The organism is Methanocella paludicola SANAE (assembly GCF_000011005.1).
Classification (GTDB): domain Archaea; phylum Halobacteriota; class Methanocellia; order Methanocellales; family Methanocellaceae; genus Methanocella; species Methanocella paludicola.
This window is the reverse complement of sequence record NC_013665.1, coordinates 1,949,911-1,976,086: the sequence shown is the minus strand read 5'-3', so window position 1 is coordinate 1,976,086 and position 26,176 is coordinate 1,949,911. Positions and strand designations below refer to the sequence as shown.

Genomic DNA, 26,176 nt, shown 5'->3' with positions numbered 1-26,176 from the left:
CTGACATTATTTTTTTGTCCTTACGACGAGGACATTACACGGCGCTCTCTTTACGATCTCGTCCGCCGTACTCCCGAGCAGCTGCTTATAATACGTGGGCCGCTCCGTGGCCCCTATGATGATCAGGTCGTAGCTGCCGTCCTTCGCTGCAGAGACGATGCTGTTGACGATGTTCCCCGTGAGGAAGACCGCCGAATGTTCTACGCCCGTGCCATCCGCCATCATATTGACCTTCTCCAGGATCGCTTCAGCGTGCTCTTTTTCTTCCTCTTTCCCGACGTATATCGAGGTTACGCTGCCTCTGAACTTCTTTTCAATATCGAGGGCAATGCTCAGGGCCCTGGTGGCATGGAGGTATCCCGTCGTCGGGACGAGGATCCTATTATAGCTTATTGGCTCCGTGTCGCTGGTATAGCTGAATATGGCCACATCGCATGGAGCGTTCCGTAAGACCGGGTCCACTATGTTCCCGAAGAGCACCTTCTCGGTCACGGTGCGCTGGCTTGAGCCCATGAGTATGAGGTCGCATTCCTTATTGATGGCCGATTGTATGATCGCGTCGGCGATGGATCTCGTGGTAACGGCCTCCGCCGTCGCCATAACGCCCCGGGCCTTCGCCTTCTCGAAGGCGGCCAGCAGGATGGTCGAGTTCCGGACATCTAACACGCACGCTTCCGTCGGAAGCTGCGGCGGCACCTCGATGGCCGTCACCAGGTGCAGGATGCCTCCCTGCTGTACGATGTCGCATGCGATATCAACGATATTGTCGATGGTCTCGGGCCTGGACAGCGGTACCAGTATATTCTTATAGGCGGCTTTGGCCTGGCGGGCCACGAGGAGCTCCTTTTCGACCTTATACTTGTCTTTTAGTTCTACGGAGATCTCAGGGTGCAACTCATGGGCGATATCCGGGTGCGTGACCTCAGTGCCCGGAATATGGTCCTTCCAGCTTAACTTCTGGCCCCTCCGGTACCATAGATACATCGCTATGCCGACGATGAACCACAGAGTGCCGACGATCTTCCCGATCTCGTGCAAATTCAACACTAATATCCACACGAACAGGCAGACGATGAATCCTAGCACTGGAAGTATGGGCACGATCCAGTTCCTGCCTTTGACCTTTACGTCGAAAGCCCAGGGCGACTTATATGGCCTGTACAGCTCGGGCCGGCGATTCCTGAGCGCGATGAGCGACAGGTTGACCAGCATGAACGATACGAGGGCGCCGTAGTTGTAGAGGTCGCCCAGGATGATCGTGGGGTCTTCGTGGGTGAGCTTGTACGTGCCCATGATCCAGACGAACAGGACGAAGCCGATGGACGCCAGGCTGAAGACCACGATGGTCCGGGTCGGCACCCGGTATCTGGGATGTAGCTTACTGAACCAGACGGGCATGATCTTGTAACGTGACATAGAGTACGTAACGCGGGAAGCGCCAATGACCCCCGTGTTCGTGGACATGAGCAGCATGAAGACTCCCAGCAGGCCTACCCAGAGCGGAAGCAGGATCACGAGTGGGTTATTAATGTTGAGTCCCATGCCGATGCCTGCGGCGACGCCGGTCACAGGGTCGTTCTGGTATGTCGTGCCCAGCGTTTTTGGGGTGATCCCGGGAAGGCCCACCGCCAGCGTACACAGCAGCAAGCCTGCGAGGATCACGGCGACAATGAGCGCTTTCGTCGCTCGCGGGATGGTCTTGTCCGGCCGCCTCGTCTCTTCGGCAGCCTGCGATATGGATTCCAGCCCGATGAACGAGACCATGGCCACGGTGATGCCCCATCCGAAGTCCGACCAGGATACCCCGGACCCAAGCTGACTGATATTGTGTATGAACGTGGGCAGGTTCCAGACCAGGATAAAGCCTATGAGAAGTAAGGCGATCTCGCTGAATATGCTCACGATCGAAAGTGAAACGTTGAGCTTTGCCGATTCACGGATGCCGATGTAGTTCAGGCCCATGAGTAAGATACATAAGGCGATGGTCCCTATCGCCTGGAATGTATAGACCGGTGTGCCTGTCGCCCCCGGTATGTTGATACTGTTAAGGCCCGCGAGCGTTCCCACGAATGGGACTCCGACAGTGCCGAGGTTCCCGAGGAAGCTGCCCAGGTACCCCATCGTTATCCAGCCGAACAGGGCGATATCGATCGTGTAATCCAGCAGCAGCCCCCATCCCGCGACGAACCCCCAGAAATCGTTGAACGCTTCCCTCGAAAATATGGACGCTCCCCCGGCCATCGGTATGGCGGAGGCAAGTTCAGCGTAGCTGAGGGCGGTGAAGATATACCCTGTAGCCGCCACGGCCAGGGCGAGCGGCGCCGCTCCTGCGGCGAAAAATAAGACCAATCCAAGGGCAACGTAAATGTCAGCTCCTACGTCTGCGAAGCCTATGGAAAACGATCCGAAAACGCCCAGGTCCCTTTTTAACTTAATGACCTCGACTTTTTGCTCCATGATCTGCGACGGCACCGGCTTACTTGCTTCGGCCATAGATATCGACCTTTTCAAGTAAATAACGTCGAAGAAGCTTATTTAAGCATTATCGTCGGAGCTATACTTCCTGTATATAAAGATTACGATTTTACCCGCCGACCGATTTTACCATCAATACGGGACATGGTGACCGTTTTACGAGCCTGTCCGCCGTTGAGCCCAGAAGAAAGCTATGATGTACGGGCTGCTCCGTGGCCCCTATCATCATCAGGTCATAGCCGCGGTCCGCCTCGTCCAGAATGGTCTCCACGACGGGGCCTTTCCGGTGTAACGCCCTGTGCTTGATGCCCACCGCGTTCAGCCGCTCGCTGACCGGCCTGAGCGCTTTAGCCGCATCCTCGTTGTTCTCCCCGATATAGAGGACCGTGATCTCGCTCCCGTGCTTTTTGTGCAGCTCCGCCGCCAGCACGGCCGCGCCCACTGAATGCTGGTACCCCGAGGTCGGGATCAATATTCTCTTATAGCTCATCGCCTTATCTTCCATATACCTGAAAACGATGGTCTCGACCCTTGCCTTTTTTACGATCTCGTCCAGGTTACTCCCGAAAATATGTTTCAGGCGCTTCCTGTAGGTGGAAGTTGCTAATAATATGAGGTCATAATCGCCCGCGTCCGCCTCTTCAAGGATGCCCGAGGCGACGGACAGCGAATTCTTGACCCTATAATCGACACGCATGCCCTCCGTCGCGGTCAATAAATGGGTCGTGGAGATGGTGCTCATGGCCCGACGCCATTCGGCTGGAGATATGGCAAAAAGGTCCGAGGCGATGATGTGCAGGAACGTGATCTCGCCGCCGGGCTTGAGGAAATGATCGACGAAGTTGACCAGGAACTTCATGTTCGAGGTCCGCGTGATGGGTATCAGGATCTTATTATACAAATTCGCACCCTGCTTCATCTACCATTGCTGCGGCAGCATTATAAACGTTATTGTACGAGGCTTGAGGATAACAGCCTGACCGCTTCGTATATCTCTCTGGGGTTTGAGCCCCAGTGTACCACCACGCCCTTGATGCCGCCAATATCTTTTAAGCCAAGCTTTTCGGACTGGCAGCACCTTAGAATAAATGGCCGCACGGGCTTTACGTTAGTTAAAGGGCATACATTGACGTGCTCGAAGGGCTTTCCGGGATACTTCGTCTCGAAGATCAGCTTCGACGTGTTGCACCCGACGAGCTTTATGTCGCCTTCGGGTTCCCTGTCGAGCGAGTCCAGGAAGAGGCCGTCGAGGCCGGAGGCCCGGCAGGGGAAAATAGTCGTCCTTTTAGGGTCCTCGAGATCCTTGAGGTCGGTGACGTTGTATTTGAAGTCGAACATGAGCTCGCCGTACATTCCCGCATCGTCCTGCCTCTGGATGTTGTACGCGAGCCATGCGGGCCATGGCGGGGCCACGTCGAAGACGTCGACCTGCGTGAGCTCGGACGTGTCGGGCCTGTGGACGAAGTTGTAATGCCTGTCGACTCCCCTGAAGACTACGGTAGTGATTTTATTTTTGCAGAGCTCGGCCGCCTTTTTTATCATGTGAGCGCGATTGGTGATGTCCATTGCCGGGCTATACACAAGCGTCTCGTCGACCCCCGATATTTTCCGCGCGCTTTTCTTTTCCCGGAGAAACCCCTCGCCACAGCTCTGCACCTCGTAGACCTCGCATTTATCGGGCGCCTCGAAGACGAGCACGTACTGCGATGAAAAATAAACGATATCGTCGGGCTTGTAATCCTCTCGGGCGTACTTGTCGACGACTCCGATGAGCCGGCAATGGCTGGGAAATATCATTGTGACTCCAGGTGCTTTACTATAGATAGCCCGACGTCCTCGGTCTTGAACTTTCCGCCCATGTCCGGGGTAAGTATGCCGTTGGATATCGTCCTATCAACTGCCCCCTGTACAAATTCAGCTTTTGCCCTATGCCCCGACCATTCCAGCAGCATTTTAGCGCTCAGCACCGCGGCAATGGGGTTAGCGATGCCTTTTCCGGCGATGTCGGGGGCGCTGCCGTGGACGGGCTCGAAGAGGGCGTAACGGTCGCCGATGTTGGCGCTGGGCGACAGGCCCAGTCCCCCGATTAGCGCGGCCGCCTCATCGGACAGAATATCGCCGAACAGGTTCGTGGTCACGATGACGTCGAATCTCGACGGGTTGCGTATCAGGTTATAGGCCATGGCGTCCACGAGCATTTCCTCGTATGGCACTCCGGCCTTCTTAGCGATATCGATGCAAACGTCGCGGAAGAGCTCGCAGGAGCGGAGCACGTTGGCCTTGTGGACGATGGTGAGCATTTCTAGGCCGGGATGGCCGCAGGCCTTTCGGGCAATGCGCTCGCTGGCATGGCGGGTGATCTTTCGTGTCGAGAGTACCTGGTCATCCGATACGTCTTCCATGCCGCAGTACAGGTCCTCGCAGTTTTCCCTGTATATAGTAAAGTCCACTTTGTACGGAGATATGGAGCATGACTTAAAAGGCCGTACGTTAGCGTACATGTCGAGCGCCTGCCGGAGAGTGAGAATGACGCTTCTATAGCACTTTTTTGGGGGTGAGGTGATGGCGCCGAAGAGGATGCAGTCGCATTTTTTGATCGTCTCGATGTCTTCATTGGTCATGGCTTTTCCTTCTCGGGTGAATCGCTCATGCCCTACGTCCACGTAAACGTATTCCGCTTCCGGGAGCATCGTCCGGAGTACGTCGACCGCTATCGGAACGACCTCTTTCCCGATGCCGTCGCCCGGGAGGACCGCTATTTTCATTTTTTTGCCCTCCTGTACGCTACCAGGCCGCCCGAGTTCAATATGTCCTGGAGGAATTCGGGCAGCTTAGTGCTCGTATACTCTTTTCCTCCGATGGTGACCAGGCCTCGGTCAAGGTCCACTTCGACTATATCGCCCTTCTGAATGGCATCGAAGACGTCCGCTTCCACGATGGGCAGCCCCACATTGATCGCGTTCCTGAAGAAGATCCGTGCGAAGGACTTCGCTACGACGCAGCTAATACCGGCATATTTCAGGGCGAGAGGCGCCTGTTCCCGTGACGAGCCGCAGCCGAAGTTGTTACCGGCCACTATGATGTCGCCCTGCTCAGGCTTGAATCGAGGGTCGATGCCCTCCATGGCATGATCGCCGAACGTCTTGAAGTCCGCCGTTCGCAGGTACTTACCAGGGATAATGACATCAGTGTCCACGTTATCCCCGTACTTCCAGGCCTTTCCCCTGAACTTCATAGGTACCGCCTCGGGTCCGCTATCTTTCCTTCTACGGCAGTAGCGGCCGCGGTCAGCGGCGAGCCCAGGTATACATCGGCGCCTTTGCCCATGCGTCCTTTGAAATTACGGTTCGTTGTGGACATGCAGGCTTCTCCTTCGGCCATGACGCCCATGTGGCCGCCCAGGCAGGGGCCGCAGCCGGGATTACAGATCGTGGCTCCGGCGGATAATAAAGTAGCGGCGATGCCTGAATTGACCGCTTCGAGCATAACGCTTCTGGAAGCGGGGATAACGAGCGTCCTGCATTTGACCTTCCTTCCTTTAAGGATGCTTGCGGCCGATTCAAGGTCTTCGAGCCGGCCATTGGTGCAGGAGCCGATGAGCACCTGATCGACATGCGTGCCCTCGACCTCCTCGATATCGTGGACGTTATCTACATCGATCGGACAGGCGACCTGCGGGGAAATGTTTGAGTCAAAATGATACGAGTCGCAATACGTGGGATCATTCGCGATGACCGGCGAATAAGGCTCGGCGGACCTGTCTTTCAGATACGCCCCGGTCTTTGCGTCCGGGGGAACGATACCAGCCTTAGCTCCCATTTCAATGGCCATGTTGCATAAGGTCATGCGGCCCGACATGGACATCGCCTCGATGGTAGTACCATAAAACTCGAGCGCTTTATAAGCGGCACCATCGGTCTTGATATCCTTGATGATGCGGAGCGTGATATCCTTGGCCGTTACACCTTTCGGGAACCTTCCATCCACTGTGACCTCGATGGTCTCGGGTACGCGGAACCAGAGTTTGCCCGAGGCATAAATTTCCGCCATGTCGGTGGCGCCGACGCCTGTACCGAAGGCGCCGAAGGCGCCATACGTGCACGAGTGCGAGTCGGCGCCCACGATCACTTTCCCCGGTAGAGCAAAGCCCTTCTCAGCCATGACCTGGTGGCAGATGCCCTCGCCCACATCATATAAATGCGATATCTTCTGAGCAGCCGCCCACTCACGAAGCTCCTTCTGAAGCAGCGCCGTCGTCTCATTGTTGGCAGGCGCCAGATGGTCAAAAGGAATAATGATCCGGCCGGGGTCCCAGACCTTCTCTACCAGCATATCCTTAAAGGCCTTGACCGCCAGCACCGACGTGCCGTCGTGGCTCATGGCATAATCTACCCTTGCAATAATGAAATCGCCGGCATGAGCCTTTTTCCCTGAGGCTCGCCCGAGTATTTCTTCAGTGATCGTCCCCACGTATCTCACGCTCGTCCTTATGGAAAATTATTAGTACATTCATCATTTTATAGTTTCTTGTGAACGAATATTTCGGTAGCGAAATTTTCGTTTATAATACCGGTCGGTGAGACTGTGCCCGGATATTCGACCAACGAATGGATGAAGCTCATAAAAACGGAGCCCATCGACGTGGAGATATGCGACGTCACACTGAGGGACGGCGAGCAGACGCCCGGCGTATCGTTCACGAAAGAGGAAAAAATGGATATCGCCCGGACGCTTGACGAGATAGGCGTCGAGATAATCGAGGCCGGCTTTCCAATTACTTCTAATGGTGAAAAAGAATCGGTTAAAGCGGTCTGCAACATGGGGCTGAACGCGAAGATCAGCTGCCTGGCCCGGGCCATAAAGCCGGATATTGACGCTGTCATCGATTGCGGCGCCGACATGGTCGGCATTTTCATCGGGACCTCGGATTTACATCTCACTTATAAGCATAAGAAGACGCAGGAAGAGGCCATCGAGTGCATGGTCACCGCAACCGAGTACGCTAAAAAGCACGGGCTTATCGTGCGGTTTGCCGCAGAGGATTCGACCAGGACTGGCCCGGACTTTTTAAAGAGATTTTATCAGGCAGGCGAAGCGTGCGGCGCCGACTACGTGAATATCGCCGACACGGTCGGTATTATGACGCCGTCGACCATGAAGTATCTCGTGGGCGAGGTCCGCCATATGGTCAATATACCTGTCTGTGTCCATTGCCACGACGATCTTGGGCTTGCTGTTGCTAATACCATGGCCGCAGCCGAGGCGGGAGCGAAGCAATTACACACATGTGTGAATGGTATCGGTGAGCGGGCGGGTAACGCCTCCCTCGAAGAAGTACTTATGGGGTTGAAGATCCACTACGGCGTTGACCGCTATGATACTTCCTTATTAAAAGGTCTCTCGGAAATGGTAATTAAATACTCGGGCATCCCCGTGGCCAGGAACAAGGCAGTGGTGGGTCAAAACGCTTTTGCACACGAGTCGGGCATCCATATCGCTGCGCTTCTTGAAAATGACCGGACATACGAGCTGTTCTCGCCGGAGATCGTGGGCGGCAACCGTGAGTTCATCCTTGGTAAGCATAGCGGCAGCAAGGCGCTCTGCTATATGGCCCGGCAGATGGGCATCACCCTATCTAAAGCAGAGACGGATATCGTCCTCGAAGAGATCAAGCGGATGAGCGAGTCGAAGCGGTCGCTGCGCCGTGAGGAACTGGCGGAACTTATCACGCTGTTGCTATCGAAGGAGAGCGCGAGCACTACGCAGGCTTAAGCCAGCATATTTTTATGCTTGCGTCCTGCGGGGCATGAGCCAGTTACAACGTAGATCTTAAGGCCCTTAGCTTCCAGTAGTTTTTTCAGGTCGCCATAGACCTTATCTGTCGACAGGTCCCCTGAATCGCTGATCACGCAATCCTCTTTGAAAATATCCTTGACCAGGCCCGTCACATCGGGCAGCGTCTGGCCCCCGGTCATCGCCGCCTCGCGGTTGGCGAACAGGACGACGACCGCTTCTTTACCCGAATATTTTGCGTTCAGCAGCGCGGGCAGCCCCGTGTGCAGGAGCGCATAATCGCCCATCATGGCGATGCCTTTCTCATTGAACCCACAGGCCACGCTCGGCGCCGAGCCCAGCGCCATGGCCACGATGAGCATGCTGTACGGCGGGTTAGCCGCCTGGATGGAACATCCTGCGTCCCCGGCAACCGGGACATTTAGCATTTTTATAGCATCGTAGACCGGCGTATACGGGCACTCGTCGCACTTGCCGATGGCATAGCCCCTTCCGGCCAGCGTTTCCAGCTCCACGTCCCTTATGCCGCCCTGCATGCTTATATTATCAAGAGCATTCCTCACGGATTCCTCGTCCAGCGGGCCCGCCCTCGGCAGGTGCCCCGTAAGCCTGCCCCGGACCTTCGGCATATGGACCTGTTCCTCAAGGAACGGCGATACCTCCTCGCAGACCAGAACATGATCCAGCCCAAATAGGAAATCGTCAACCAGGCCTCTGGGCAGCGGGTTTACGAACCCCAGGGCAAGATGAGATAGTCCCTTCTCTTCGGCGATCCCGGCGGCGATATTGGACACATAGCCGGAGGAAATGATGCCGATGGCGCCTTTTTTCGATGAGCGGTTCATGGGCGAGCGCTCAGACTCCTCCGCTGCCTGGCTCCAGCCCTCAAGAAGATACTTTTGATGCTTGCCGAACATGGTATAGTCCCAGATGGACCTGTCCAGCTTCTTATGCCTGACCGGCAGCACTTTCCTTGAGATGTCGCCCTGCTCCCGCAGGACAACATCGACCACTCTAACGAGCACCGGGGCGCTTATACGCTCGGAAAGCCCCAGGCCTCCAAGAATAGAATCGTATACTTCCGCGGGCGTGGAAGGGTCGAACACCGGGATCTCGGCCAGCTTGCCGTACCACCGGGAGTCCTGCTCGTCCGAAGACATGAAAGCTCCCACATCATCCCCGGCGATCACTACGATGCCCGAGCCGATGCTATGGGAAACAGAAATGATCATGGGGTCCGCTAAAATGTTGACGCCGACGTGCTTGCAGACCACGACGGCCCGGTCGCCGCAGGCCGAGGCCCCGACGGCCATCTCGTAGGCGATCTTTTCGTTGAATACCCACTCGGCATTCAGGCCCTCATCCTTCTGGAACCTGGTGAACAGGTCGTTGATAGGATAGCCCGGCACGCCCCGGACCATGCGGACGCCGGCGTCCTTCAGGGCCATGTACGCCGCATCGACGCCCGCGATATTTTTAAGCTCCACATCCGGCCTCAACATATGTTACAGATTTAAAACCTCGCTACGTAATAAGATTTCCCAGCCTTTTTTCATGAACATCGGTGATGAGCGAATGACGGCCCGGAGACGTTAAGACTAAAAGTTGAATTAGAAAATGTATTTTTAAAAGGAAAAGGTTGTTTGGTCAGGCACAAGCTTCGTCTGCGCCCGGGGCAGAAAAATCGATTTCTCTCGCCATAGTCTCTTTTGGCGATATCTTAGACATCATTTCCTTATAGGTTTCAACGATTTCCTCAATTTTTCTGGCAACTTTTAATGAATAAAACTTCTCACCGCAATTTCCGCATACTTCTACAGGGACGTTTCTAATTCTAAGGGTAACCTTATCCATATGTTTTATAAAATCAGTCGTACCCTTTCTGCGCTTCCCGCCGCATTTTGTGCAATGACGTAATACCATGTGTTTGAACCGTCCGTCTGATAATAATAAATCCGATCATTCATTTATTTAAACTTCCTCGTCGTCGGCCTCCCCTTTCCAGTATACAGTATGTATCGTTAGGAAATATCGGGCCTCTATGACTATTACGACAAGTGTTCTATCACCAATAACACCAGTAGTTCCGTGTTCGCTTTTTTATCGATTTCCTTCGATGCGTCTCACGTACAGCCCTTCGGTTTTACAACACGAAGACCCAAAATTCTTTTTAGATTTTAACACTAAATCGTGAAGACACTGTAAACACGATCAAGCCATGAAAACTCAAAGGCTCTATTAAGCGAATTAAAACGCCAAGTCCACGGTTTCGAAGACACGAACGAATGACTTAATCCACGAAGTGCCACGAAAATAAGACAAATAGATCAACTATTGTTATAGCGGGCGTTGTTAAGGTTAAAAAGCTTAACCGGTAATGATTTGGTAAGTAGGCGAATGGGCGCTGGTATGGCGTTTCCTTTTTGTCTTAGTTTGGTGGCACTTCGTGGCTTACGTCGTTCGTTCGTGTCTTGATAGCCGTGTTTTAGCGGCTTAGTTCGCTTAATAGGGGTTTCATGATTTCATGGCTTGATTGTGTTTACAGTGTCTTCACGATTTAGTGTTCGTAAAATCTAAAAAAGAATTTTGGGTCTTCGTGTTACAAAACCGAACAATCCAGCGAAAGACGATAACAAGGATAAACTATTGCTAAACAAACACGTAACTACTGAACACATTCAAATCTTGCCCAGGGATCCGTTTGTCTATCTTCGTATACTGCCACTAAATTCCCGTTAAGGATAGTATGAGCGGCTTGATCTATACTCACAGTCCTTTGAGTAGCCCTATCCATTCCATGACTATCAAACTCAAACCTGTCCTGTCTGATCAGCTTTCTTATGTGATTAATACTGATCTTGACCCTCTTGCTCAATCCCATACAACCTTAGCTTAACAACAATAAGTGTAATCCTAACAATATAATTAAACATTTCGTATAGATAAAAAAAATTTTTTAAAACTTCAACCGTATACTCTGAAGCACAATTTTAAATAAATTTTACTTGACTATAGTAAACTTTATTTGATTTAAGCGACTATATGCTGGCATCATTGGTGCTTTCGCATGAATACCGACAGTTTGACATTCTATAACGGGGCTGAGACGTTCTCGAAAAAGCTGAGCGGCAGGGGCTCCTTCGTACTCGTCATGGGCTACACGGAGACAGCGGCTATACCGGGCATTACGGTGGCCGGCGCAAGCCCCGAGCTGATGTGCTATACGCCTCCTCTTGACGCGGAACTCGTCCATACGGGCAGGATCCTCACCCTCGAAAATATCGCCATGACGGCGGACGCCATACCCACGCCCGGCCTCATCACGCGGGCTGCGATCACGCTGTCGGACTTCCGGGAGTACTACGTGGACGCAGGCGGCAAGATCTCACCTTTTGTGGCTCACTATCGTGTAGGGAACGGGCCGGGCGCCGACATCAGGACCGGTAGGGCGGTACCGTCGGCAAAGCAGACCATCGAGAACGCCCGGAAAGTCGGAAAAGAGATCGCCGCCGAGTCCGAGTACCTGGTGATCGGCGAGACTACGCCCGCGGGCACGACAACGGCGTTAGGCGTCCTGCGTGCCCTGGGAATGGACACGAACGGCGTCACGAGCAGCAGCATGGCCGTGAATCCGCAGTCACTGAAAGATTCTGTCGTCCGGGAAGGCCTGAAGAACGCCGGCATTAACGGCCAGTGCGATCCGCTAAAGGCCATCGAGTCCGTCGGCGACCCGATGATGGCAGCGACCATCGGCCTCGTGCAGGGTGCCCAGGGCATCCCTATCATACTGGCCGGAGGCACCCAGATGGCCGTAGTCGCGCTATTGATCTCGAAAATAATGGATTTGAGCAAACTCGATCTGGCCCTGAGCACGACGCGCTGGGTCGTCGAAGACCGCAGCGCGAACCTGCTCGGCATCCTCAAGTGTACTGGCGCCGATATCCCCGTGCTGGTATCAAACCTTTCCTTCGCCCGGTCTAAGTACCCGGGCCTGCTCGCCTACGAGAAAGGCGTGGCCAAGGAAGGCGTCGGCGCGGGCGGCATCTGTGCCGCGGCCATGCTCAAGGGCGTGCCGAAAGAGAAGATCGAGGATACCGTGGAATCGATCTATTCAAAAATGGTCGGGAACTAATTTTACAGGTCGAGGTGCGGCGTGACGTCGCACCCTGTGCACATGAGGCATCCGGTAAGCGCCTTATCGGCCCTCAGGCCATTTTTATCGAGGATCTTGCGCTCGGCCTCGGCCAGCTTGAGCAGGCGTTCATCGCTTACATCCTCGGTATAGGCTTCGCCGGCACGCAGCGGATGGGGATTGACTTTTCTCAGCACGGGGATTATGCCTTTTGCGGCGAACTCCTCGATGGCGGCGATGACTGCCTCGTCCGATTCGCCCAGGCCGATGAGGATGTTGGTGAACACGTGGTTGCGCCCGAAGACCGTAACGGCGTGCTCCAGGGCCTTCTTTATTTCGTCGAGCGACAAGCCGGGGCAGACTTTTTCGAAAATGGCCGGGTCGATGGTCTCGACGTTATACTTGACTTCGACTGCGCCCGCCTCCTTTAATATTTCCGAGGAATCGTCCGTCGCATAGACCGAAACGCCGATAGGGACGTTGTACTTCCTCAATTCTTCGACCATTTCGGCGACACGCTTTACTTCCTCTTCGGGAGTCTTCCAAACGCCAGATGTTATCGATATCGCCTTGAACGATGGGCTTTTCAACCCCTGGTCGGCCAGCTTCTTTACTTCGTCCAGCGTCTTTATGTGGCCGTGCAGCTTAGGCACCGGGCAGAACTTACAGTCGAATACGCAGCGCTCGCTCACCGTAACGTACACCTGCTCGGGGCAATGGGCGATCGCATCCTCGATCTCGCCGGTGGCGAACTCTTTTCCATTCTTTAAGATGACGATATCGTTGCCCTTTGAAACAGCTTTAAAAGGGGATGACTTGCGGACGCCCAGCCTGACCCTGTGCTGTCCGGAACGAAAGAAGAACGAGTCCAGGCCCGCTCCGGGGCCTGCCGTAGAACGGCTCAGGTGCGCCGTGATCGACTCGTCGATCTCCACGCCACCGACCGATATAAGCTCAGCCTTTTTACGGGCATCCATTTGCATTACAGTATCACCGAATCCATCGGATTCGCAAAATAGGGCAGCGAGGCAAGGGCGCCGATGATGCCCCGGCCATTCATAAGTATATCCGCTTCAGCATTAACGGCAGCCTTCTCGGCCGTCTCCTTAGAGATCTGCTTCGACTTGACGAGCTTACCGTACTCTCTCAACGCCTCGGCATCGAACTTCGTGAGCGCGACCATGCCGGTCTCTTCGGACAGCGTATATTTCCTCAGCAGTGCCTCGAAGTCCCGCATCAGCTTACTCTCGTCCAGGCAGGCGAACTCGACGACCGTCGAGACGCAGTTCTGGGTCTTGAAGGGCACCGGGTAGAGCTGGACGAGGGCATGGGAAATATAGTAGGCGTTCTTGCCGTTCAGGTCGGACGCGATGTTGTGGATGAGCGACCAGGTGGCGCCCTCCTCCTTGGTGTCGGTATCGTCGACGCCGATGAGGACGCGCTTACGCTTCGGCAGTACGATGGTGCCTTTACTACTCCGGCTGCCGCCGATCTCCGAATGATCATAATCGATGACGTCCTCGGCGAGCGCCCGGCTGATAGTCGCGCCGACGCCGCCTCCGCCAAGGCCTGCATAAGTAATAGAGATCGTATCGTCGCCCACCTCGACCGCCTCGATGCCCGCGGCCGCAATGGAAGGCGTAAGGTTAAGCTCCTCTTTACCGACACGGGTAAGATATCGCATCGTGTTCCCGACATTCCGGACGCTCACGATGAGCGGGCTCGTACGCTCATAATGGTACCGGGCCCAGCAGGCGCCTCCGAAGCAGTTGGTCTGCTCGACGATATCCACATAGCCTTCGCCGTCGTACATGGCGACGATGTTCTTGTAGGGCACGACCCACTTCTTGGTCGCATACGTTTCGTCCTTCATGCTCACCCTTGCTCTTGTTCCTGCGCAAATAAATGCTCGCAGTACGTTAAATCCTTTCGGTAATTGACGTTTGCGGCGAGCTTCGCATCGTTTATGACCAGGACATGCTCTTCCTGCGCTCTGTCCATGTGGGCACTATGGACCACGTTTATGCCCGCGGGTACTGTGGGCTTTTCCGTATCGTTTAACACCGTGTCCGGGGTCCAGGGAGCAATGTCCGCCTCGACGCGCACGGACAGCGCTTCCTTGCCGCATTTTTCATAAGCATCGACGACCCTGTCGATGACTTCCGGGGTAATGAGCGGCAGGTCGGCCGCCACGACCAGCACCGGCTCGAAAAGCCCCAGGACGCTCAGGGCGTAGCCCATGTCCTCGATAAAGCCCGAGCCGGGCGTCATCACCGTCAACGCCCTTCCGTCCATTAGCACGAACTCTGCAGTCCGGGGCACGTCCGGCGACACCGCAACGTTGATCTTCTCGATCGAACGGCTGCCCGATAGCGCGTCTAAAACATAGGCGAGCATCGGCTTTCCACGTAATGTCATAATGGGCTTCTCGCCGCCGCCCATGCGCGTGCCCTTACCGCCCGCCATTACCAGAGCTTCCATATCAAAATACCCAGAACTATTAATGCAGCTATCCTGCCTATCTCGTTGGCCGCTCCCATGACGTCGCCGTTGACTCCGCCGAAATTATACTCGGCCAGGTCGGCGATGAAAAATCCCAGGGCCGCCGATAGGGATACGGACAGGAACCCGATCAGCGCATAGCGGGCGTCGAACCAGGGTGCGACTGCAAAGCCCGCCGCCAGGATACATACGACGACGGCTATGGCGAGCCCGAGGATATAATGGTCCTTCTTCGTCTTATCCATTAGGGCTTTACCCATGCCTGCCGGCATGCTTTTCCCGAAAGCGATGGCCGTGGTCATGCACACCTTCGCGCAGACCTCGGCGACGAGGAGGCCGGCAAAAAGATAATATCCGCCCATCCCTGCGAACATAGAGATGGCAGCGTATAAGAACAACAGGTTCATGCCGATGAACAGTATGCCCCCGGCGCCCGCGTGGACGTCTTTCATAGCCGCCACTTTCTTCTCTTTTGTGCCCGATGCGATGAAGCCGTCGCCGAAGTCCGAAAGGCCGTCCAGGTGGTTGATGCCCGTGAGCAGGTATATCGCCGCAATGACGAGCACCGGTATGAGCGGAGCGGGGATGAACCACTGGAAGATCAATCCCAGCACGCCAAATGATATGCCGATAATGATGCCGATGATGACGAAAAAGTAATTGTGGCTGAAGAAGACGTCAAAGCCTTTCTCGTCCCATCCTACGGGGAGCGTAGTGAGAAAGCCTATGCCCGACCTGAGCCCTTTCACGAATTGCTGCGTATCCATTTTTTCACCTTAGAGCAACGGCAGCGGCGTCAGCCACAGTGCCGCGATGATAACGATGACCAGCGTCGCCGTCAGCAGCCGGTTCAGCCAGATGGCTTTAGGTATGTCATCGGCGCCGCATGGCTTTAATCCTTCTCCTAACACGTAATAGCCCAATTTTTCCAGCCTCAGGCCCAGCGCTCCGGCGAACGCCGCCATCGGGTAGCCCGAGTTTATGCTGGGAGCGTTCCTGCCGTCCCGCATCGATGTTTTGAGGCTTCGTATTAGATGGCCTGATATCAGGGCCATGATTAAGACGGCAAGTCGGGCGGGTATGAAGTTAGCCACGTCGTCGATGCGCGCCGAGGCCCAGCCTACTTTTATATGCTTTTCATCTTTGTACCCGACCATGGAGTCGAGCGTGTTGATGGCCCGGTAAGCCATGGCGCCGGGCAGGCCGAAGATGACGAAATAGAATAACGGGGAGAAGATGCCGTCCACGAAGCTTTCGCCCAGCGACTCGATGACGCAGGAGGCCATCTGGCCCTCGTCGAGCTTGCTGACGTCCCGTCCCACGAGCGCCGGGAGCTTCGCCCTTGCCGCGTCGAGCTTACCTGCTTTTAAGTCGCCGTAAATATCGCCGGATATCTGCCATAAGAATGAAAGGCTGAACGTGGATTTTAACAAGTACGCCGTGACGAGGAGCGCCAGAAGAGGCGATACCTGGTATAACAGGTAGGGGATGAAGTAGCCCGCAATGGCGGCCATGCCGATACAGAAAAGCGCCATCAGCACGCCGTACAGGCGCTTGAACTGCCCGGCCGCATGCCTATCCAGAAAGCCGATGAGCGTGCCGATCCAGACCGTGGGGTGGAACAAGGGGCGGGGCTCGGCAAAAACGAGGTCGAAGACGATGGCGAGCAGGAACGCCTCAAGAATAAATTTTATGATCATGAGCTACCAGCGGCCTTACGCAGCGCTTCGACCAGCCTCTCGTTCTCTTCCCGGGTACGTACGGCGAGCCTGAGGTATGTATCGCCCAGCATTGAAAATGAGCTGCAGTCCCGGACGATGACGTGCTCCTGGAGCATCCTCTCAGCAAATTCGCCCGAGATCCTGCCCGTGCCCGCAACGTCGATGAGGAAATAGTTCGCGCTGGCCGGGAGGGGCTTTATGCCTTGGATCCCGTTGATGGCATCCGCAAGCCATTCCCTCTCGCGCTTCACGTAGGCACGGGAAACGTCCAGGTACGAGTCGGAGCTATCCATATAATAGATGCCCGCCTCGGCGGCGATGCTGTCCAGATTCCAGGTCAGCCGGGCGTTGTTGAGCACTTCGGCCGATGCTTTATTCGCGATCCCGAAGCCCAGCCTCAGGCCGGGTATGGCAAAGCATTTGGTCAGGGACCTCATGACCAGGAGATTCTCATACTTATCGACGAGCTGTGCCACGCTCTGCTCCGGGTCGGCCAGGTCGATGAAAGCCTCGTCCACGACGGCGATGACATCTTTCCCGGCGCAGTATTCGATCAGGCTTTCGACGTCATTCCGGGGCAGAAGCCTGCCGTCCGGGTTATTAGGATTACAGAGGAAAACGATACGGCAGCCGTCCAGGTGCCAGTAATTCTTATTGATGATGTCGCTGTAGCGGACGTACCGGATGGCGGCACCGAAGAGCCGGCACTGCTGTTCGTACTCGCCGAACGTGGGACAGGGAATGGAGACGATGTCGCCCCTATCGATGACGCACTCGGCGACAAGCCGTATGATCTCGGTGGACCCGTTGCCGGGTATGATATTATCGGCATGGACGCTCGTGAAGCGGGCAGCGCTTTCCCGGAACCGCTTATACTGATTATCGGGATAGGAAAAGACCGAATCGTGGGCCTGACGCAGCACATCCCCGGCATCCAGGGGCATGTACGGGTTCAGGTTCACGCTAAAATCGAGCAGCGCCCCCTCTTTAACTCCCAGGCGGCCGGCTATCTCAAAGGCTTTACCGCCATGCGCGCAGGGCGCGATATCCGATAGCTCTTTACGAAACCTCACGACAGGCCACCAATGGATAAGTCAATTTTACTTGAACAATATTAAATATTGTGGACTAACGGCTTGCAACATCCAAAATAAAATGAGGCGAAGACGGATCTTCGCATTAAATCTGTCACTTATGAGCTATGATATGAAAAGCTGATCACTGCGGCCTTGGTTTCCTGTGCTTGGGTAAGCAGTCCCTGCAATATACCGGCCGGCCCTCTGCGGGGACGAACGGGACTTCACATTCTTTACCACAGTCAGAACAAGTTGCCTTGTGCATTTCTCTGGGGCCGAAATTTCTGCGGCCCATACTTCCACTGTCTCTCATTTTAATTACACTCGCAGATCACGTCTGCAAAAATATTTTTTAGCGAAATCATGTATAAATATTTTGTCACAGGGCGCTTGCACCTGCTTTCCCAATAACGTGCAGGTGTACTTTTTCGTCGACTTCGGGCAGCCGGGCGAAGGCCTTAAACGCCTTTTCCCTCAGCGCCGCATCGTCCGATACGAGCACCAGCCTGAACCGGTTGAAGCCCCGGGCATCTCTCTCCTCCCTGCCCGCTTTAACGAGCGCCGGCATCTCTTTTGACAGGTCGCCGGCATCGACAACGTAGACTAGCAAGCGGTTACCAACGTTGATCTTATTCCTCAGAGTAATGCCTGCGACATTGATATCCTGCTCATTCTCTATGTGCTTGAAGACGTCCTCGGCGCAGTCGCAGCCCAGCGTTTTGCGGACGAACTCCTTAACGTTACGGTCGCTCACCATGTCACCATCCATATCAAGATGCCCGCGGCAGGATAAATACATTTACCGGCTCTGACAATAATTTACATTATTGCTATGAGGTCGCTTAAGCTCGCGCTGGCCCTTGGGTTTCTGCTATGGCTAGTGCCCTTTATCATATCTCTGGCCATTTCGCCCATCCATACTTCGGACAGAGTATTTTTCGAGACCATCATGCCGGTGGTCATCACCCTCGCCGTAGTCGCCCTGTCATATCTATATTTCAATGGCGTTAAGGGCGAATATCTTAAAGAAGGGATCATCGTCGGCACCATCTGGCTTGCCATCAGCCTCATATTCGATCTGCTGATGTTCTCGTGGGGCCCGATGGCCATGAGCTTCACGGATTATATGAAAGATATCGGGCTCACGTACCTGATCTATCCGATCGTGACGATCGGGATCGGTTACCTGCTCGAAAAACGGCTCACTTCTTGAACTTCTTCCGGTTCTCCTGCCACTCGCTCGCCAGCATGCCATAGGCGACGATATCTACGAAACGGTCGTTCACCCACTCATGCTGCCTCAGGATGCCTTCGGGCTTGAACCCCAGGCGCTCCGGGATAGCTTTACTCTTATGGTTACCCACGCCACAATAAATGTCCACTTTGTTCAGGAGCAGCTTGTTGAACGCCACGTCGACCATGGCCGCGCAGGCCCTCGTCATGTATCCCTTTCCCCTGAAAGGCTCCGCCAGCCAGTAGCCGATCATCGCCCTGCGGTTATTAATGTCGATGTTCACGAAAGCAACGACACCGATGAGCGTGTCGTCTTTCCATATGCCGGCGTGGACGCCGGTGCAGCCCTTATACTGGTCGAGGGCGCTGCGGATGAACATCACGCTGTCGTTCAGCGTCTTCGTCTTATCCACCCATGGTAGCCAGTCCCTGAGCATCAGCCGGTTCGCGTCGATAAGCTCGAAAAGGGCGCGGGCGTTCTTATCCTCCAGAAGCCTTATGTGCAGGCCATCGCCCACGTCGATGTGGAAATTGCCGGTCATGGTCTCTTAATTAAAAAGAGCTTTTCGTATAAATATTATGAGAAGGCAACGTCCTTGATATCCAATATTTTTTTCCATAATTTTCTTATAAAGCCGTCTTTGAGTGGTCCAACCACAGGGGCACGGAGAGCGCAGAGTTCACTGAGTTTTTTAAATATGGAGGCTCAGAGGGCACGGAGAACGGGTTTATACTTTCCTGGGGCACGGAGTTGTTAGAGGCACTGCTGAGGATAAACCCGCATTATTGTTTATTGGTCAACCGGGCCTCAATTATCTCTGTGCCCTAGGCAAACTAATAAACCGGGCTCTGTGGGCTCCGTGTCTCAAATTATTAAATAAAAACTCTGTGTAACTCCGTGCGCTCTGCGCCTCTGTGGTTGGACCACTCAATGATGGCACAACGTAAAAGGCGAATGGAGTTATAGTGCAAATCCTATAAAACGACAAAACGGTACACTGTCTATGAGAATCATTCACCAGGTTTGGGAACGTGGACCATGATGACGGGGCACTTAGATTCGGTGAGCACGCCGTTGGCCACGCTGCCCAGCATGAGCTGCTTGAGCGCCTTCCGGCCCCGGTGGCCCATGACGATGACGTCGTAGGCGCCCGTGCCGCACTCTTTCAATATCTCCGCTGCCACGTTCTCCGTTACGGTCAGCTTCACCTTCGGCTCGATCCCGAACATCGATAAAATGCCCATGCACTTCTCGAACATCCTGCGGTCCTGGTCCTGGAGAGGCAGCTCGAAGAGCTTATCCTTCGTAACGATGTCCGTCACGACCTCCATGGGAGGTTTCCGCACATGAAAAAGCGTAATGCCCGCCTTATCGCAGGCGGCCATCATTCCCGCCACCCGGACCGCGGCATAGCTCTGCTCCTGGTCGTCCACAGGGATAAGGATTTTCTTATACACATTTTATCGTATATTGAAAATAGTATATAGATTGATACCTTACTTCTATACGAGGATACACATGATAAGCGCTCTAAACCTGTTATCCGGGCTCGGCATGATGGCCGTCGCCATAATCGCCATCTTCTACTGGCGGCGTAAAAAGCACACGAAAGCCGTCTATTTCGCCGCAGGCGCCCTCTTCTGGGTCGTCGCCATCGCCATCAAGCTCATCATGGACCTGACCATATCGACCTCGCTCTACAAGTGGCTCGGCGGGGCGCTTCCCATCGACGCCGCCGTGCTCGCTACCGGGCTCTACCTTGGCCTGAGGACGGGCATTCTGGAGAACGGCGCTGTTTACTTCGGGACTCTTTATACGAGGCTTAAGAACATGAGCTTCGACGACGCGGTGGCTGTCGGCATCGGCTTCGGGGGCATCGAGGCGCTATTGCTGGGCGCTTTAAGCCTTCTCAACGTCATCGTGTTCATGCTCCAGCCGACGCTATTTATGATGCTTCCAGCATCCACCCAGCAGCAGTTCGAGCTGTCGTTCATCCCCATACCGATCATCGAGCGCCTTGCCGTCCTCTTCGCCCACGTCTTCGCCACGGTTCTCACTATCTATGCTGTGAAGCTCGCCGACCTCAAGTGGCTCCTTATCGCGGTTGTCTACAAGACGCTCATCGACGGCCCGCTGCCCCTGTTCACCCACTATCTCGGCTATCTGGGTATCAGCATGTATTACCTGGTCGAGGCGTACCTCATCGTCCTCGCCGTCATAGGGCTGGCAGGCCTGTACTGGTTCGGCAAGAAGTACGGAGGTGCCGCGCCTGCACCTGAAGCCGGAATTGCGGATACTGGGCATTGACGATTCGCCCCTGCTGTCAAAGGATATCCTCGTTGTCGGGGCCGTCATGCGAGGCGGCGACTGGCTGGAGGGTGTGGTCCGAACCTGTATCACGAAGGACGGCCTGGATGCCACGGATAAGCTCGCCGAGATGGTCACCCGGAGTAAGCACTTCGGCCAGATCCGCGTGGTCATGCTCAACGGCGTTACCATGGGCGGGTTCAACGTGGTGGACATGGATGTGCTCTCTGATAAGACCGGTACGCCCGTCATCAGCGTCATGCGCCGGATGCCGGACATGCCCAGTATCAGGAATGCCTTGAATAATCTCAGCGAGCCTGACCTGCGATATGGGCTGATCCTGAAGGCGGGCAAGGCTGTAGAAGTGTCCACGACAAGAGGTGAGCCGGTATTTATACAGTATAAGGGCATTGACGAGGCGAGCGCCGTCGAGATAGTGCGTTCAAGTTCTACCCACAGCCGGATACCTGAGCCAGTGCGCGTGGCCCACCTGATAGCTACGGGAATAGTCCTGGGCGAATCTAGCCGCCGGGTCTAATCACGGTCAAATATGTCGTATTTCCTGTAGGCGTTGATTTGTTCGGTCGGTATCACAAACATCACTAAATGAATTAAAACACGAATTTTTTTTAAGATTTTACTCACGAAGCCTCTAATGCTCTAAAACACCGTCAATGCCCGAACTCTCCAAGCCACAGGGCAGTGCTCGAATTACACTAATGCTCCAACCCGAAAGGAAAGCCCGAAAGCCCGAAAACACGTTTGAAACTCGAAACAGCCATGCACAAACACTCTAAAAGCCCGGTCGTTCCCCATTAGGTCAGTTTGTAATGGCTTAGTGCCGTTAGCGGTTTAGCCGTGCTTTGGAGTGTTCGTGCTCCATCGTTTAGCGTTTCAAACGTGCATTCGTGCTTTAGAGCCTTCGTTTCGGGTTAGAGGCTTCGAGAATTCGAGCACTGCCCTGTGTATTCGAGAGTTCGAGCGTTGACGGTGAATTCGATGCTCAGGGATTTAGTGAGTAAAATCTTAAAAAAGAATTAGTGGTTTACTTCCTTTTGAGAGGTTCGTGATACCGACCGAACTGATTTGTAAATACTTATGAACCGCTATAATGGATAAACGCTCTTAATAAACATGTAGCTCATAATTTTTATCCCTTGCGCGCATCTGTATATTAGTTGATATCTCATGTCAGACGTAGCGAACAAGATCCTTCTCATCGTGCTCGACGGCGCCTCAGACCGTCCCGTCGGCGGCAAGACGCCGCTCTCCGAGGCCGGCATGCGCAACCTCGATAAACTGGCGTACGGCGGCATCAACGGCATCATGGACACCGTGGGACCCGGAATAAGGCCGGGCTCAGACACCTCCCACTTAGCCATCCTCGGGTATGACCCGCACACGTACTATACCGGCCGTGGCCCCTTCGAGGCGGCGGGCGTCGGCATCGACGTGAAGGGCGGCGACATCGCATTCCGGGTCAACTTTGCCACGGTCGAGAACGGCCTGGTCACGGACCGCCGGGCGGGCCGCATCTCAGACACGGATGAGCTTGCTAAAGCTATTAATGAGAAAGTGAAGGTCCCCGGCGTGGACATCATCTTCAAGCGCTCGACCGGCCACCGTGCCGCCCTGGTCCTGCGTGGAAAGGGCCTCTCAGCGGCCATAACCGACACAGACCCAAAGAAGGAAGGAAATCCCATCAAGGAATGCCACGCGACCGACGATACGCCGGAGGCGAAGCGCACTGCCGACATCGTGAACAGCATCTCGAAGCAGGTCGTCAGCCTGCTGGATGACATGCCAGTAAACCAGGAAAGAAGAAAGCAGGGCCTGCCACCCGGCAACGCCATACTCATCAGGGGCGCCGGCGAAGTGCCCCACATACCGCAATTCCAGGAGCGCTACGGCCTCAAGGGCGCGGTCGTCGCCGCAGCCGGCCTGATCATCGGCATCGGCAAGATGTGCGGCCTGGAATATCTCCCGGTAGGCAGCATGGAGATAGAATCATCCGGCTCCCAGGCGGCCGCCAAGATGAAGAAGGCCATCCAGGCGCTCGAGACCTACGACTTCGTCCTGCTGAACATCAAAGGCGCCGACGAGGCGGGCCACGACGGCAACTTCGAGAAGAAGACCCAATTCCTGGGGCAGGCGGATGAATCATTTAAGGACCTGCTCACGCTCAAGGACGTCCTCATCATCGTCACGGTCGACCACAGCACTCCCGTATCCATTAAAGACCACTCCGCCGACCCCGTGCCCATTCTCATGCACGGGCCGGGAGTACGCATGGACGACGTGGCCCACTACAACGAGCTAATAGCATACAAGGGCGGGCTCCACCGCATCAAGGGCATGGACGTGATGCCTATTGCTCTCGACCTCATCAACAAAACAAAGAAATACGGGGCATAAAGCCCCACCTATTTTTAAAGGATAAAGACCAGCATCACCAGGTAGAACAGCAGCAGCGGGATAAAGATAAAAGCCCAGAGCAGCTTGCTCCACCCGAAGATCCTGCCACCGTCCATGGGCTCAAAGGGCATCAGGCTGTAGACCGTGGACAGCATGTTCATCGAGAAGCCCAGCACCCCGACTGCGGCGATCCAGCCGCCCCAGGGCGTATAGCGCAACGGGACCAGCAACAGGAACGGGAGCGACAACAAAAGGCTGGCCGCCGGCCCTGCGAACGCCACGAGGGCTATGCCGCCGGGCTTGAGGTCCTTCGAGTTGATGATGGCCCGCGCAGGCTGGGCGAAGACCGTGCCGAACAGCCACGAGGTAAGGATCATGGTGACAGTTCCCAGCGTCCAGAATTTATACTCAGTATCGGTCTTATAGAACAGCGCCACTATCTTGTGGGACAGGTCATGGCCAACCGTTACGACACCGGCAACTACGACATACATGGCCACATTACTCACGGTAAAAGCGCTCCGGTCCGCAAAGACATAGGCGATGGCAAAAATGGCTATACAGGCGAGAGCTATCAGGATCTCCATGCCGGACAGGCCCGGTATCAGCGTTTTTTTCTTCGGCTTTCCAGCCTTGACCTTTGTCGCCTCTGCCTCCAGGTCGCTGGCCTTCTCCTGGACGTGCGTCATCGCGTAGCCGGCGATGAAGCTCCGGAGCCAGTCGAAAATGGAGCCAGACATGCCCGTGATCTTCGCGACGATAAGGCCCAGAAGGCCGATGCCCAGTCCCGTGCCTACCGCGGCCACCGGGGCCATCTCCTCGGGAATGATGCCGTTAAGCGGAAGGTCCTTCTTATGGTACGCGTACCCGGCCGCATCGCCGATCACGACGACTTTATTGCCGCCCGTCCCCTCCGCGACCTCGAAGATGACCGTGGGCAGCTTCTTGTCCGTCGTCTCATACTTCAGGTATCCCCCGTCCAGCAGCTTCTTCGCATACGTGTTGTGCTCGGGGCCTCCCAGGACGATGAGATCATAACTCGATAGGTCCTGCCCGTTATACTGCGTTGCCGTATCTGGAACCACGCGGTCCGTGCTAACGCCCCCGGACTGGACCGAAAGCAGGATCTGTTGTTCCTCGACGTCAAGACCCGAGCCCATCACGACCACGGGGTCGGTCAGCGTTACCTGAGAAACATCCCCGACGTTGATGATCGCATCGTCGCCGCCCAGGCCAAGATCACTCAGCATATCGGATATGCTGATGGTATAGGTGGTCGACTGGGACGCGGCAAAGCCCGAAAAAGCCGCCGCAGCTATGGCTATAGCTATAATAAATGACAATGTTTTCCTAATATTGATTACACCCCTGACATCAAGCGTTTCGGCTACAACAGTAATAACCTTTTCTCCAACCTAGTAAAGTATTTAACCATTCAAAATCACCTTTCTAACTAAAGTTTTGAAGCGTGCAATAAACGTATCAAGCAGCCCTGAATATAACCGGAGACGACCTATGGATGAGTTAAAAGTGTTCGACGGCGGAAAGTCAAAGTTCTCACACATGACCTCCGCCCACCCGTGCTTCAACGAGAAGGCCCACTTCTCGACGGCCAGGATACACCTGCCCGTAGCCCCTAAATGTAACATTCAATGTAATTTCTGTAACCGCAAGATCGACAAGTGCGAGCACCGCCCCGGCGTGTCCCGCGGTGTCATGACGCCCCAGGCGGCGGCAGACCGTGTCGACGAGGCGCTGAAAGAGCTCGGCGGAAACCTCAAAGTGGTAGGCATCGCCGGCCCGGGCGAGGCGCTCGCGAACGAGGAGACCTTCGAGACGCTTAAGCTCGTTCACGAGCGGCATCCCGATATCATGGAGTGTATCGCCTCGAACGGGCTCATGCTTCCCGAGCGTATCGATGACCTGGTAAAGGTCGGCGTATCCAGCCTGACCGTTACGATAAACGCATACGACCCCGAGGTGGGCGCTAAGATCGTCTCATGGGTAAGATATCATAATACGACTTACCGTGGAGAAGAAGGCGCGAAGATCTTGAGGGACAACCAGCTCAAGGGCGTCGAGATGGCTGTAAAGGCCGGAATGATCGTCAAGGTGAACACGGTCCTCGTGCCTGGCATCAACAACGACCAGATCGAGAAGATCGCCAAAGAGGCGGCGGCCAGGGGCGCCATATTGATGAACATCATCCCCATGATCCCGCTGTACAAGTTCAAGGACATGAAGGCCCCCGAGTGTAAAGACCTCGAAGAGGCCAGGGCCATCGCCGAGAAGTACCTGCCCCAGTTCAGGCTCTGTAAGCAGTGCAGGGCGGACGCCTGCGGCGTCCCGGGCAAGGAAGAGTCGGTCTCGCCAGCGCAGCGTGCGGCCAGCGGCGAGTACTACCACGCTTAAGCGGTACGCATTAAGCGACACGCATAAGCCGGGCCCGAAAGGGCCTTCCTACTTTTTCAATTTATAACCATACGTTTTGCCCTATTTTTCCACCCGCAAAAATTAATAT

At 54.9% G+C, this 26,176-nt stretch carries 26 protein-coding genes; 7 read left to right on the top strand and 19 right to left on the bottom strand.

The window, feature by feature from the left end:
- Positions 1-6: 6 nt before the first annotated feature.
- The 6 genes from MCP_RS09940 to MCP_RS09915 all read right to left on the bottom strand — a co-directional run bounded on the left by MCP_RS09940 (position 7) and on the right by MCP_RS09915 (position 6,945).
- The gene (locus MCP_RS09940) at positions 7-2,493 is read right to left on the bottom strand and encodes an amino acid permease (RefSeq protein ID WP_128860026.1); all 2,487 of its coding nucleotides are present in this window, start codon (positions 2,491-2,493) and stop codon (positions 7-9) included.
- A gap of 91 nt (positions 2,494-2,584) precedes the next feature.
- Positions 2,585-3,394, bottom strand: a complete 810-nt coding sequence (locus MCP_RS09935) for a universal stress protein (RefSeq protein ID WP_012900711.1) — start codon at positions 3,392-3,394, stop codon at positions 2,585-2,587.
- Positions 3,395-3,423: 29 nt separating this feature from the next.
- Complete coding sequence (locus tag MCP_RS09930; RefSeq protein WP_012900710.1) at positions 3,424-4,272, bottom strand: DUF7714 family protein; 849 nt, start codon at positions 4,270-4,272, stop codon at positions 3,424-3,426.
- Positions 4,269-5,240, bottom strand: a complete 972-nt coding sequence (locus MCP_RS09925; protein WP_012900709.1) for an isocitrate/isopropylmalate dehydrogenase family protein — start codon at positions 5,238-5,240, stop codon at positions 4,269-4,271. The genes MCP_RS09930 and MCP_RS09925 overlap by 4 nt, the downstream gene beginning before the upstream one ends.
- Complete coding sequence (locus MCP_RS09920; protein ID WP_012900708.1) at positions 5,237-5,710, bottom strand: 3-isopropylmalate dehydratase small subunit; 474 nt, start codon at positions 5,708-5,710, stop codon at positions 5,237-5,239. Before MCP_RS09920 ends, MCP_RS09925 begins: the two co-directional genes overlap by 4 nt.
- Entirely contained in the window at positions 5,707-6,945 is a 1,239-nt protein-coding gene (locus MCP_RS09915; RefSeq protein WP_012900707.1) for a 3-isopropylmalate dehydratase large subunit, read from the bottom strand. The genes MCP_RS09920 and MCP_RS09915 overlap by 4 nt, the downstream gene beginning before the upstream one ends.
- Before the next feature lie 114 nt (positions 6,946-7,059).
- Between MCP_RS09915 and MCP_RS09910 the strand changes: the two genes are divergently transcribed.
- Positions 7,060-8,247 carry a homocitrate synthase family protein gene (locus MCP_RS09910; RefSeq protein WP_012900706.1) on the top strand — a complete coding sequence of 396 codons (1,188 nt, stop codon included), beginning with the start codon at positions 7,060-7,062 and terminating at the stop codon, positions 8,245-8,247.
- On the opposite strand, the gene MCP_RS09905 is transcribed toward MCP_RS09910, so the two are convergent.
- Together MCP_RS09905 and MCP_RS09900 are read right to left on the bottom strand one after the other, a co-directional pair.
- A complete protein-coding gene (locus MCP_RS09905) occupies positions 8,244-9,770 on the bottom strand; it encodes a thiamine pyrophosphate-binding protein (RefSeq protein ID WP_012900705.1) in 1,527 nt (508 codons plus the stop codon). The two genes, MCP_RS09910 and MCP_RS09905, sit on opposite strands and share 4 nt — an antisense overlap.
- Positions 9,771-9,915: 145 nt before the next feature.
- Complete coding sequence (locus MCP_RS09900) at positions 9,916-10,191, bottom strand: type II toxin-antitoxin system MqsA family antitoxin (RefSeq protein ID WP_128567152.1); 276 nt, start codon at positions 10,189-10,191, stop codon at positions 9,916-9,918.
- 1,144 nt (positions 10,192-11,335) lie between these two features.
- On the opposite strand from MCP_RS09900, the gene cobT reads away from it, so the two are divergent.
- A complete protein-coding gene (cobT, locus tag MCP_RS09890; protein ID WP_012900704.1) occupies positions 11,336-12,400 on the top strand; it encodes a nicotinate mononucleotide-dependent phosphoribosyltransferase CobT in 1,065 nt (354 codons plus the stop codon).
- Between the two features lie 2 nt (positions 12,401-12,402).
- Here the strand turns inward: cobT and MCP_RS09885 are convergent, their stop codons facing one another.
- The 8 genes from MCP_RS09885 to MCP_RS09850 form a co-directional block, all read right to left on the bottom strand.
- Positions 12,403-13,383, bottom strand: a complete 981-nt coding sequence (locus tag MCP_RS09885; protein ID WP_012900703.1) for a radical SAM protein — start codon at positions 13,381-13,383, stop codon at positions 12,403-12,405.
- Positions 13,383-14,273, bottom strand: a complete 891-nt coding sequence (mmp11, locus tag MCP_RS09880) for a methanogenesis marker protein 11 (protein WP_012900702.1) — start codon at positions 14,271-14,273, stop codon at positions 13,383-13,385. Before mmp11 ends, MCP_RS09885 begins: the two co-directional genes overlap by 1 nt.
- A gap of 2 nt (positions 14,274-14,275) precedes the next feature.
- Positions 14,276-14,881, bottom strand: coding sequence for an NTP transferase domain-containing protein (locus MCP_RS09875; RefSeq protein ID WP_012900701.1), 606 nt, complete (start codon positions 14,879-14,881; stop codon positions 14,276-14,278).
- Entirely contained in the window at positions 14,866-15,669 is an 804-nt protein-coding gene (cobS, locus tag MCP_RS09870) for an adenosylcobinamide-GDP ribazoletransferase (RefSeq protein WP_012900700.1), read from the bottom strand. Before cobS ends, MCP_RS09875 begins: the two co-directional genes overlap by 16 nt.
- Positions 15,670-15,678: 9 nt before the next feature.
- Positions 15,679-16,602: a cobalamin biosynthesis protein gene (locus tag MCP_RS09865; RefSeq protein ID WP_012900699.1), complete on the bottom strand. Its 924-nt coding sequence runs from the start codon at positions 16,600-16,602 to the stop codon at positions 15,679-15,681.
- Positions 16,599-17,696 carry a threonine-phosphate decarboxylase CobD gene (gene cobD / locus MCP_RS09860; RefSeq protein WP_012900698.1) on the bottom strand — a complete coding sequence of 366 codons (1,098 nt, stop codon included), beginning with the start codon at positions 17,694-17,696 and terminating at the stop codon, positions 16,599-16,601. The genes MCP_RS09865 and cobD overlap by 4 nt, the downstream gene beginning before the upstream one ends.
- Positions 17,697-17,841: 145 nt before the next feature.
- Positions 17,842-18,012, bottom strand: coding sequence for a CxxC-x17-CxxC domain-containing protein (locus MCP_RS09855; RefSeq protein WP_128567150.1), 171 nt, complete (start codon positions 18,010-18,012; stop codon positions 17,842-17,844).
- A gap of 66 nt (positions 18,013-18,078) precedes the next feature.
- Positions 18,079-18,468 carry a hypothetical protein gene (locus MCP_RS09850; protein ID WP_231845058.1) on the bottom strand — a complete coding sequence of 130 codons (390 nt, stop codon included), beginning with the start codon at positions 18,466-18,468 and terminating at the stop codon, positions 18,079-18,081.
- Between the two features lie 63 nt (positions 18,469-18,531).
- Between MCP_RS09850 and MCP_RS09845 the strand changes: the two genes are divergently transcribed.
- Entirely contained in the window at positions 18,532-18,912 is a 381-nt protein-coding gene (locus tag MCP_RS09845) for a hypothetical protein (RefSeq protein WP_012900696.1), read from the top strand.
- Here MCP_RS09845 and MCP_RS09840 read toward each other — a convergent pair.
- Entirely contained in the window at positions 18,902-19,474 is a 573-nt protein-coding gene (locus tag MCP_RS09840; protein WP_012900695.1) for a GNAT family N-acetyltransferase, read from the bottom strand. The two genes, MCP_RS09845 and MCP_RS09840, sit on opposite strands and share 11 nt — an antisense overlap.
- 469 nt (positions 19,475-19,943) lie before the next feature.
- A complete protein-coding gene (locus MCP_RS09835) occupies positions 19,944-20,390 on the bottom strand; it encodes a universal stress protein (protein WP_012900694.1) in 447 nt (148 codons plus the stop codon).
- A gap of 61 nt (positions 20,391-20,451) precedes the next feature.
- Between MCP_RS09835 and MCP_RS09830 the strand changes: the two genes are divergently transcribed.
- From MCP_RS09830 to MCP_RS09820, 3 genes are all read left to right on the top strand, one after another.
- Positions 20,452-21,240, top strand: a complete 789-nt coding sequence (locus tag MCP_RS09830) for a YhfC family glutamic-type intramembrane protease (RefSeq protein ID WP_012900693.1) — start codon at positions 20,452-20,454, stop codon at positions 21,238-21,240.
- On the top strand, positions 21,194-21,778 hold the full coding sequence (locus tag MCP_RS09825) for a DUF99 family protein (protein ID WP_012900692.1): 585 nt from the start codon (positions 21,194-21,196) through the stop codon (positions 21,776-21,778). Before MCP_RS09830 ends, MCP_RS09825 begins: the two co-directional genes overlap by 47 nt.
- Before the next feature lie 650 nt (positions 21,779-22,428).
- On the top strand, positions 22,429-23,655 hold the full coding sequence (locus MCP_RS09820; protein WP_012900691.1) for a 2,3-bisphosphoglycerate-independent phosphoglycerate mutase: 1,227 nt from the start codon (positions 22,429-22,431) through the stop codon (positions 23,653-23,655).
- A gap of 14 nt (positions 23,656-23,669) precedes the next feature.
- Here MCP_RS09820 and MCP_RS09815 read toward each other — a convergent pair whose 3' ends face one another.
- The gene (locus MCP_RS09815; RefSeq protein WP_128567149.1) at positions 23,670-24,998 is read right to left on the bottom strand and encodes a M50 family metallopeptidase; all 1,329 of its coding nucleotides are present in this window, start codon (positions 24,996-24,998) and stop codon (positions 23,670-23,672) included.
- A 172-nt stretch (positions 24,999-25,170) separates the two neighbouring features.
- Between MCP_RS09815 and MCP_RS09810 the strand changes: the two genes are divergently transcribed.
- Positions 25,171-26,067: a radical SAM protein gene (locus MCP_RS09810; RefSeq protein ID WP_012900689.1), complete on the top strand. Its 897-nt coding sequence runs from the start codon at positions 25,171-25,173 to the stop codon at positions 26,065-26,067.
- Positions 26,068-26,176 lie beyond the last annotated feature (109 nt).

What these genes read in the sequence shown, in the direction of transcription:
- MCP_RS09940 (WP_128860026.1), bottom strand. Translation starts at nt 2,493, where the DNA reads ATGGCCGAAGCAAGTAAGCCGGTGCCGTCGCAGATCATGGAGCAAAAA.
- MCP_RS09935 (WP_012900711.1), bottom strand. Translation starts at nt 3,394, where the DNA reads ATGAAGCAGGGTGCGAATTTGTATAATAAGATCCTGATACCCATCACG.
- MCP_RS09930 (WP_012900710.1), bottom strand. Translation starts at nt 4,272, where the DNA reads ATGATATTTCCCAGCCATTGCCGGCTCATCGGAGTCGTCGACAAGTAC.
- MCP_RS09925 (WP_012900709.1), bottom strand. Translation starts at nt 5,240, where the DNA reads ATGAAAATAGCGGTCCTCCCGGGCGACGGCATCGGGAAAGAGGTCGTT.
- MCP_RS09920 (WP_012900708.1), bottom strand. Translation starts at nt 5,710, where the DNA reads ATGAAGTTCAGGGGAAAGGCCTGGAAGTACGGGGATAACGTGGACACT.
- MCP_RS09905 (WP_012900705.1), bottom strand. Translation starts at nt 9,770, where the DNA reads ATGTTGAGGCCGGATGTGGAGCTTAAAAATATCGCGGGCGTCGATGCG.
- MCP_RS09900 (WP_128567152.1), bottom strand. Translation starts at nt 10,191, where the DNA reads ATGGTATTACGTCATTGCACAAAATGCGGCGGGAAGCGCAGAAAGGGT.
- cobT (WP_012900704.1), top strand. Translation starts at nt 11,336, where the DNA reads ATGAATACCGACAGTTTGACATTCTATAACGGGGCTGAGACGTTCTCG.
- MCP_RS09885 (WP_012900703.1), bottom strand. Translation starts at nt 13,383, where the DNA reads ATGCAAATGGATGCCCGTAAAAAGGCTGAGCTTATATCGGTCGGTGGC.
- mmp11 (WP_012900702.1), bottom strand. Translation starts at nt 14,273, where the DNA reads ATGAAGGACGAAACGTATGCGACCAAGAAGTGGGTCGTGCCCTACAAG.
- MCP_RS09875 (WP_012900701.1), bottom strand. Translation starts at nt 14,881, where the DNA reads ATGGAAGCTCTGGTAATGGCGGGCGGTAAGGGCACGCGCATGGGCGGC.
- cobS (WP_012900700.1), bottom strand. Translation starts at nt 15,669, where the DNA reads ATGGATACGCAGCAATTCGTGAAAGGGCTCAGGTCGGGCATAGGCTTT.
- MCP_RS09865 (WP_012900699.1), bottom strand. Translation starts at nt 16,602, where the DNA reads ATGATCATAAAATTTATTCTTGAGGCGTTCCTGCTCGCCATCGTCTTC.
- MCP_RS09855 (WP_128567150.1), bottom strand. Translation starts at nt 18,012, where the DNA reads ATGAGAGACAGTGGAAGTATGGGCCGCAGAAATTTCGGCCCCAGAGAA.
- MCP_RS09850 (WP_231845058.1), bottom strand. Translation starts at nt 18,468, where the DNA reads ATGGATGGTGACATGGTGAGCGACCGTAACGTTAAGGAGTTCGTCCGC.
- MCP_RS09845 (WP_012900696.1), top strand. Translation starts at nt 18,532, where the DNA reads ATGAGGTCGCTTAAGCTCGCGCTGGCCCTTGGGTTTCTGCTATGGCTA.
- MCP_RS09840 (WP_012900695.1), bottom strand. Translation starts at nt 19,474, where the DNA reads ATGACCGGCAATTTCCACATCGACGTGGGCGATGGCCTGCACATAAGG.
- MCP_RS09830 (WP_012900693.1), top strand. Translation starts at nt 20,452, where the DNA reads ATGATAAGCGCTCTAAACCTGTTATCCGGGCTCGGCATGATGGCCGTC.
- MCP_RS09820 (WP_012900691.1), top strand. Translation starts at nt 22,429, where the DNA reads ATGTCAGACGTAGCGAACAAGATCCTTCTCATCGTGCTCGACGGCGCC.
- MCP_RS09810 (WP_012900689.1), top strand. Translation starts at nt 25,171, where the DNA reads ATGGATGAGTTAAAAGTGTTCGACGGCGGAAAGTCAAAGTTCTCACAC.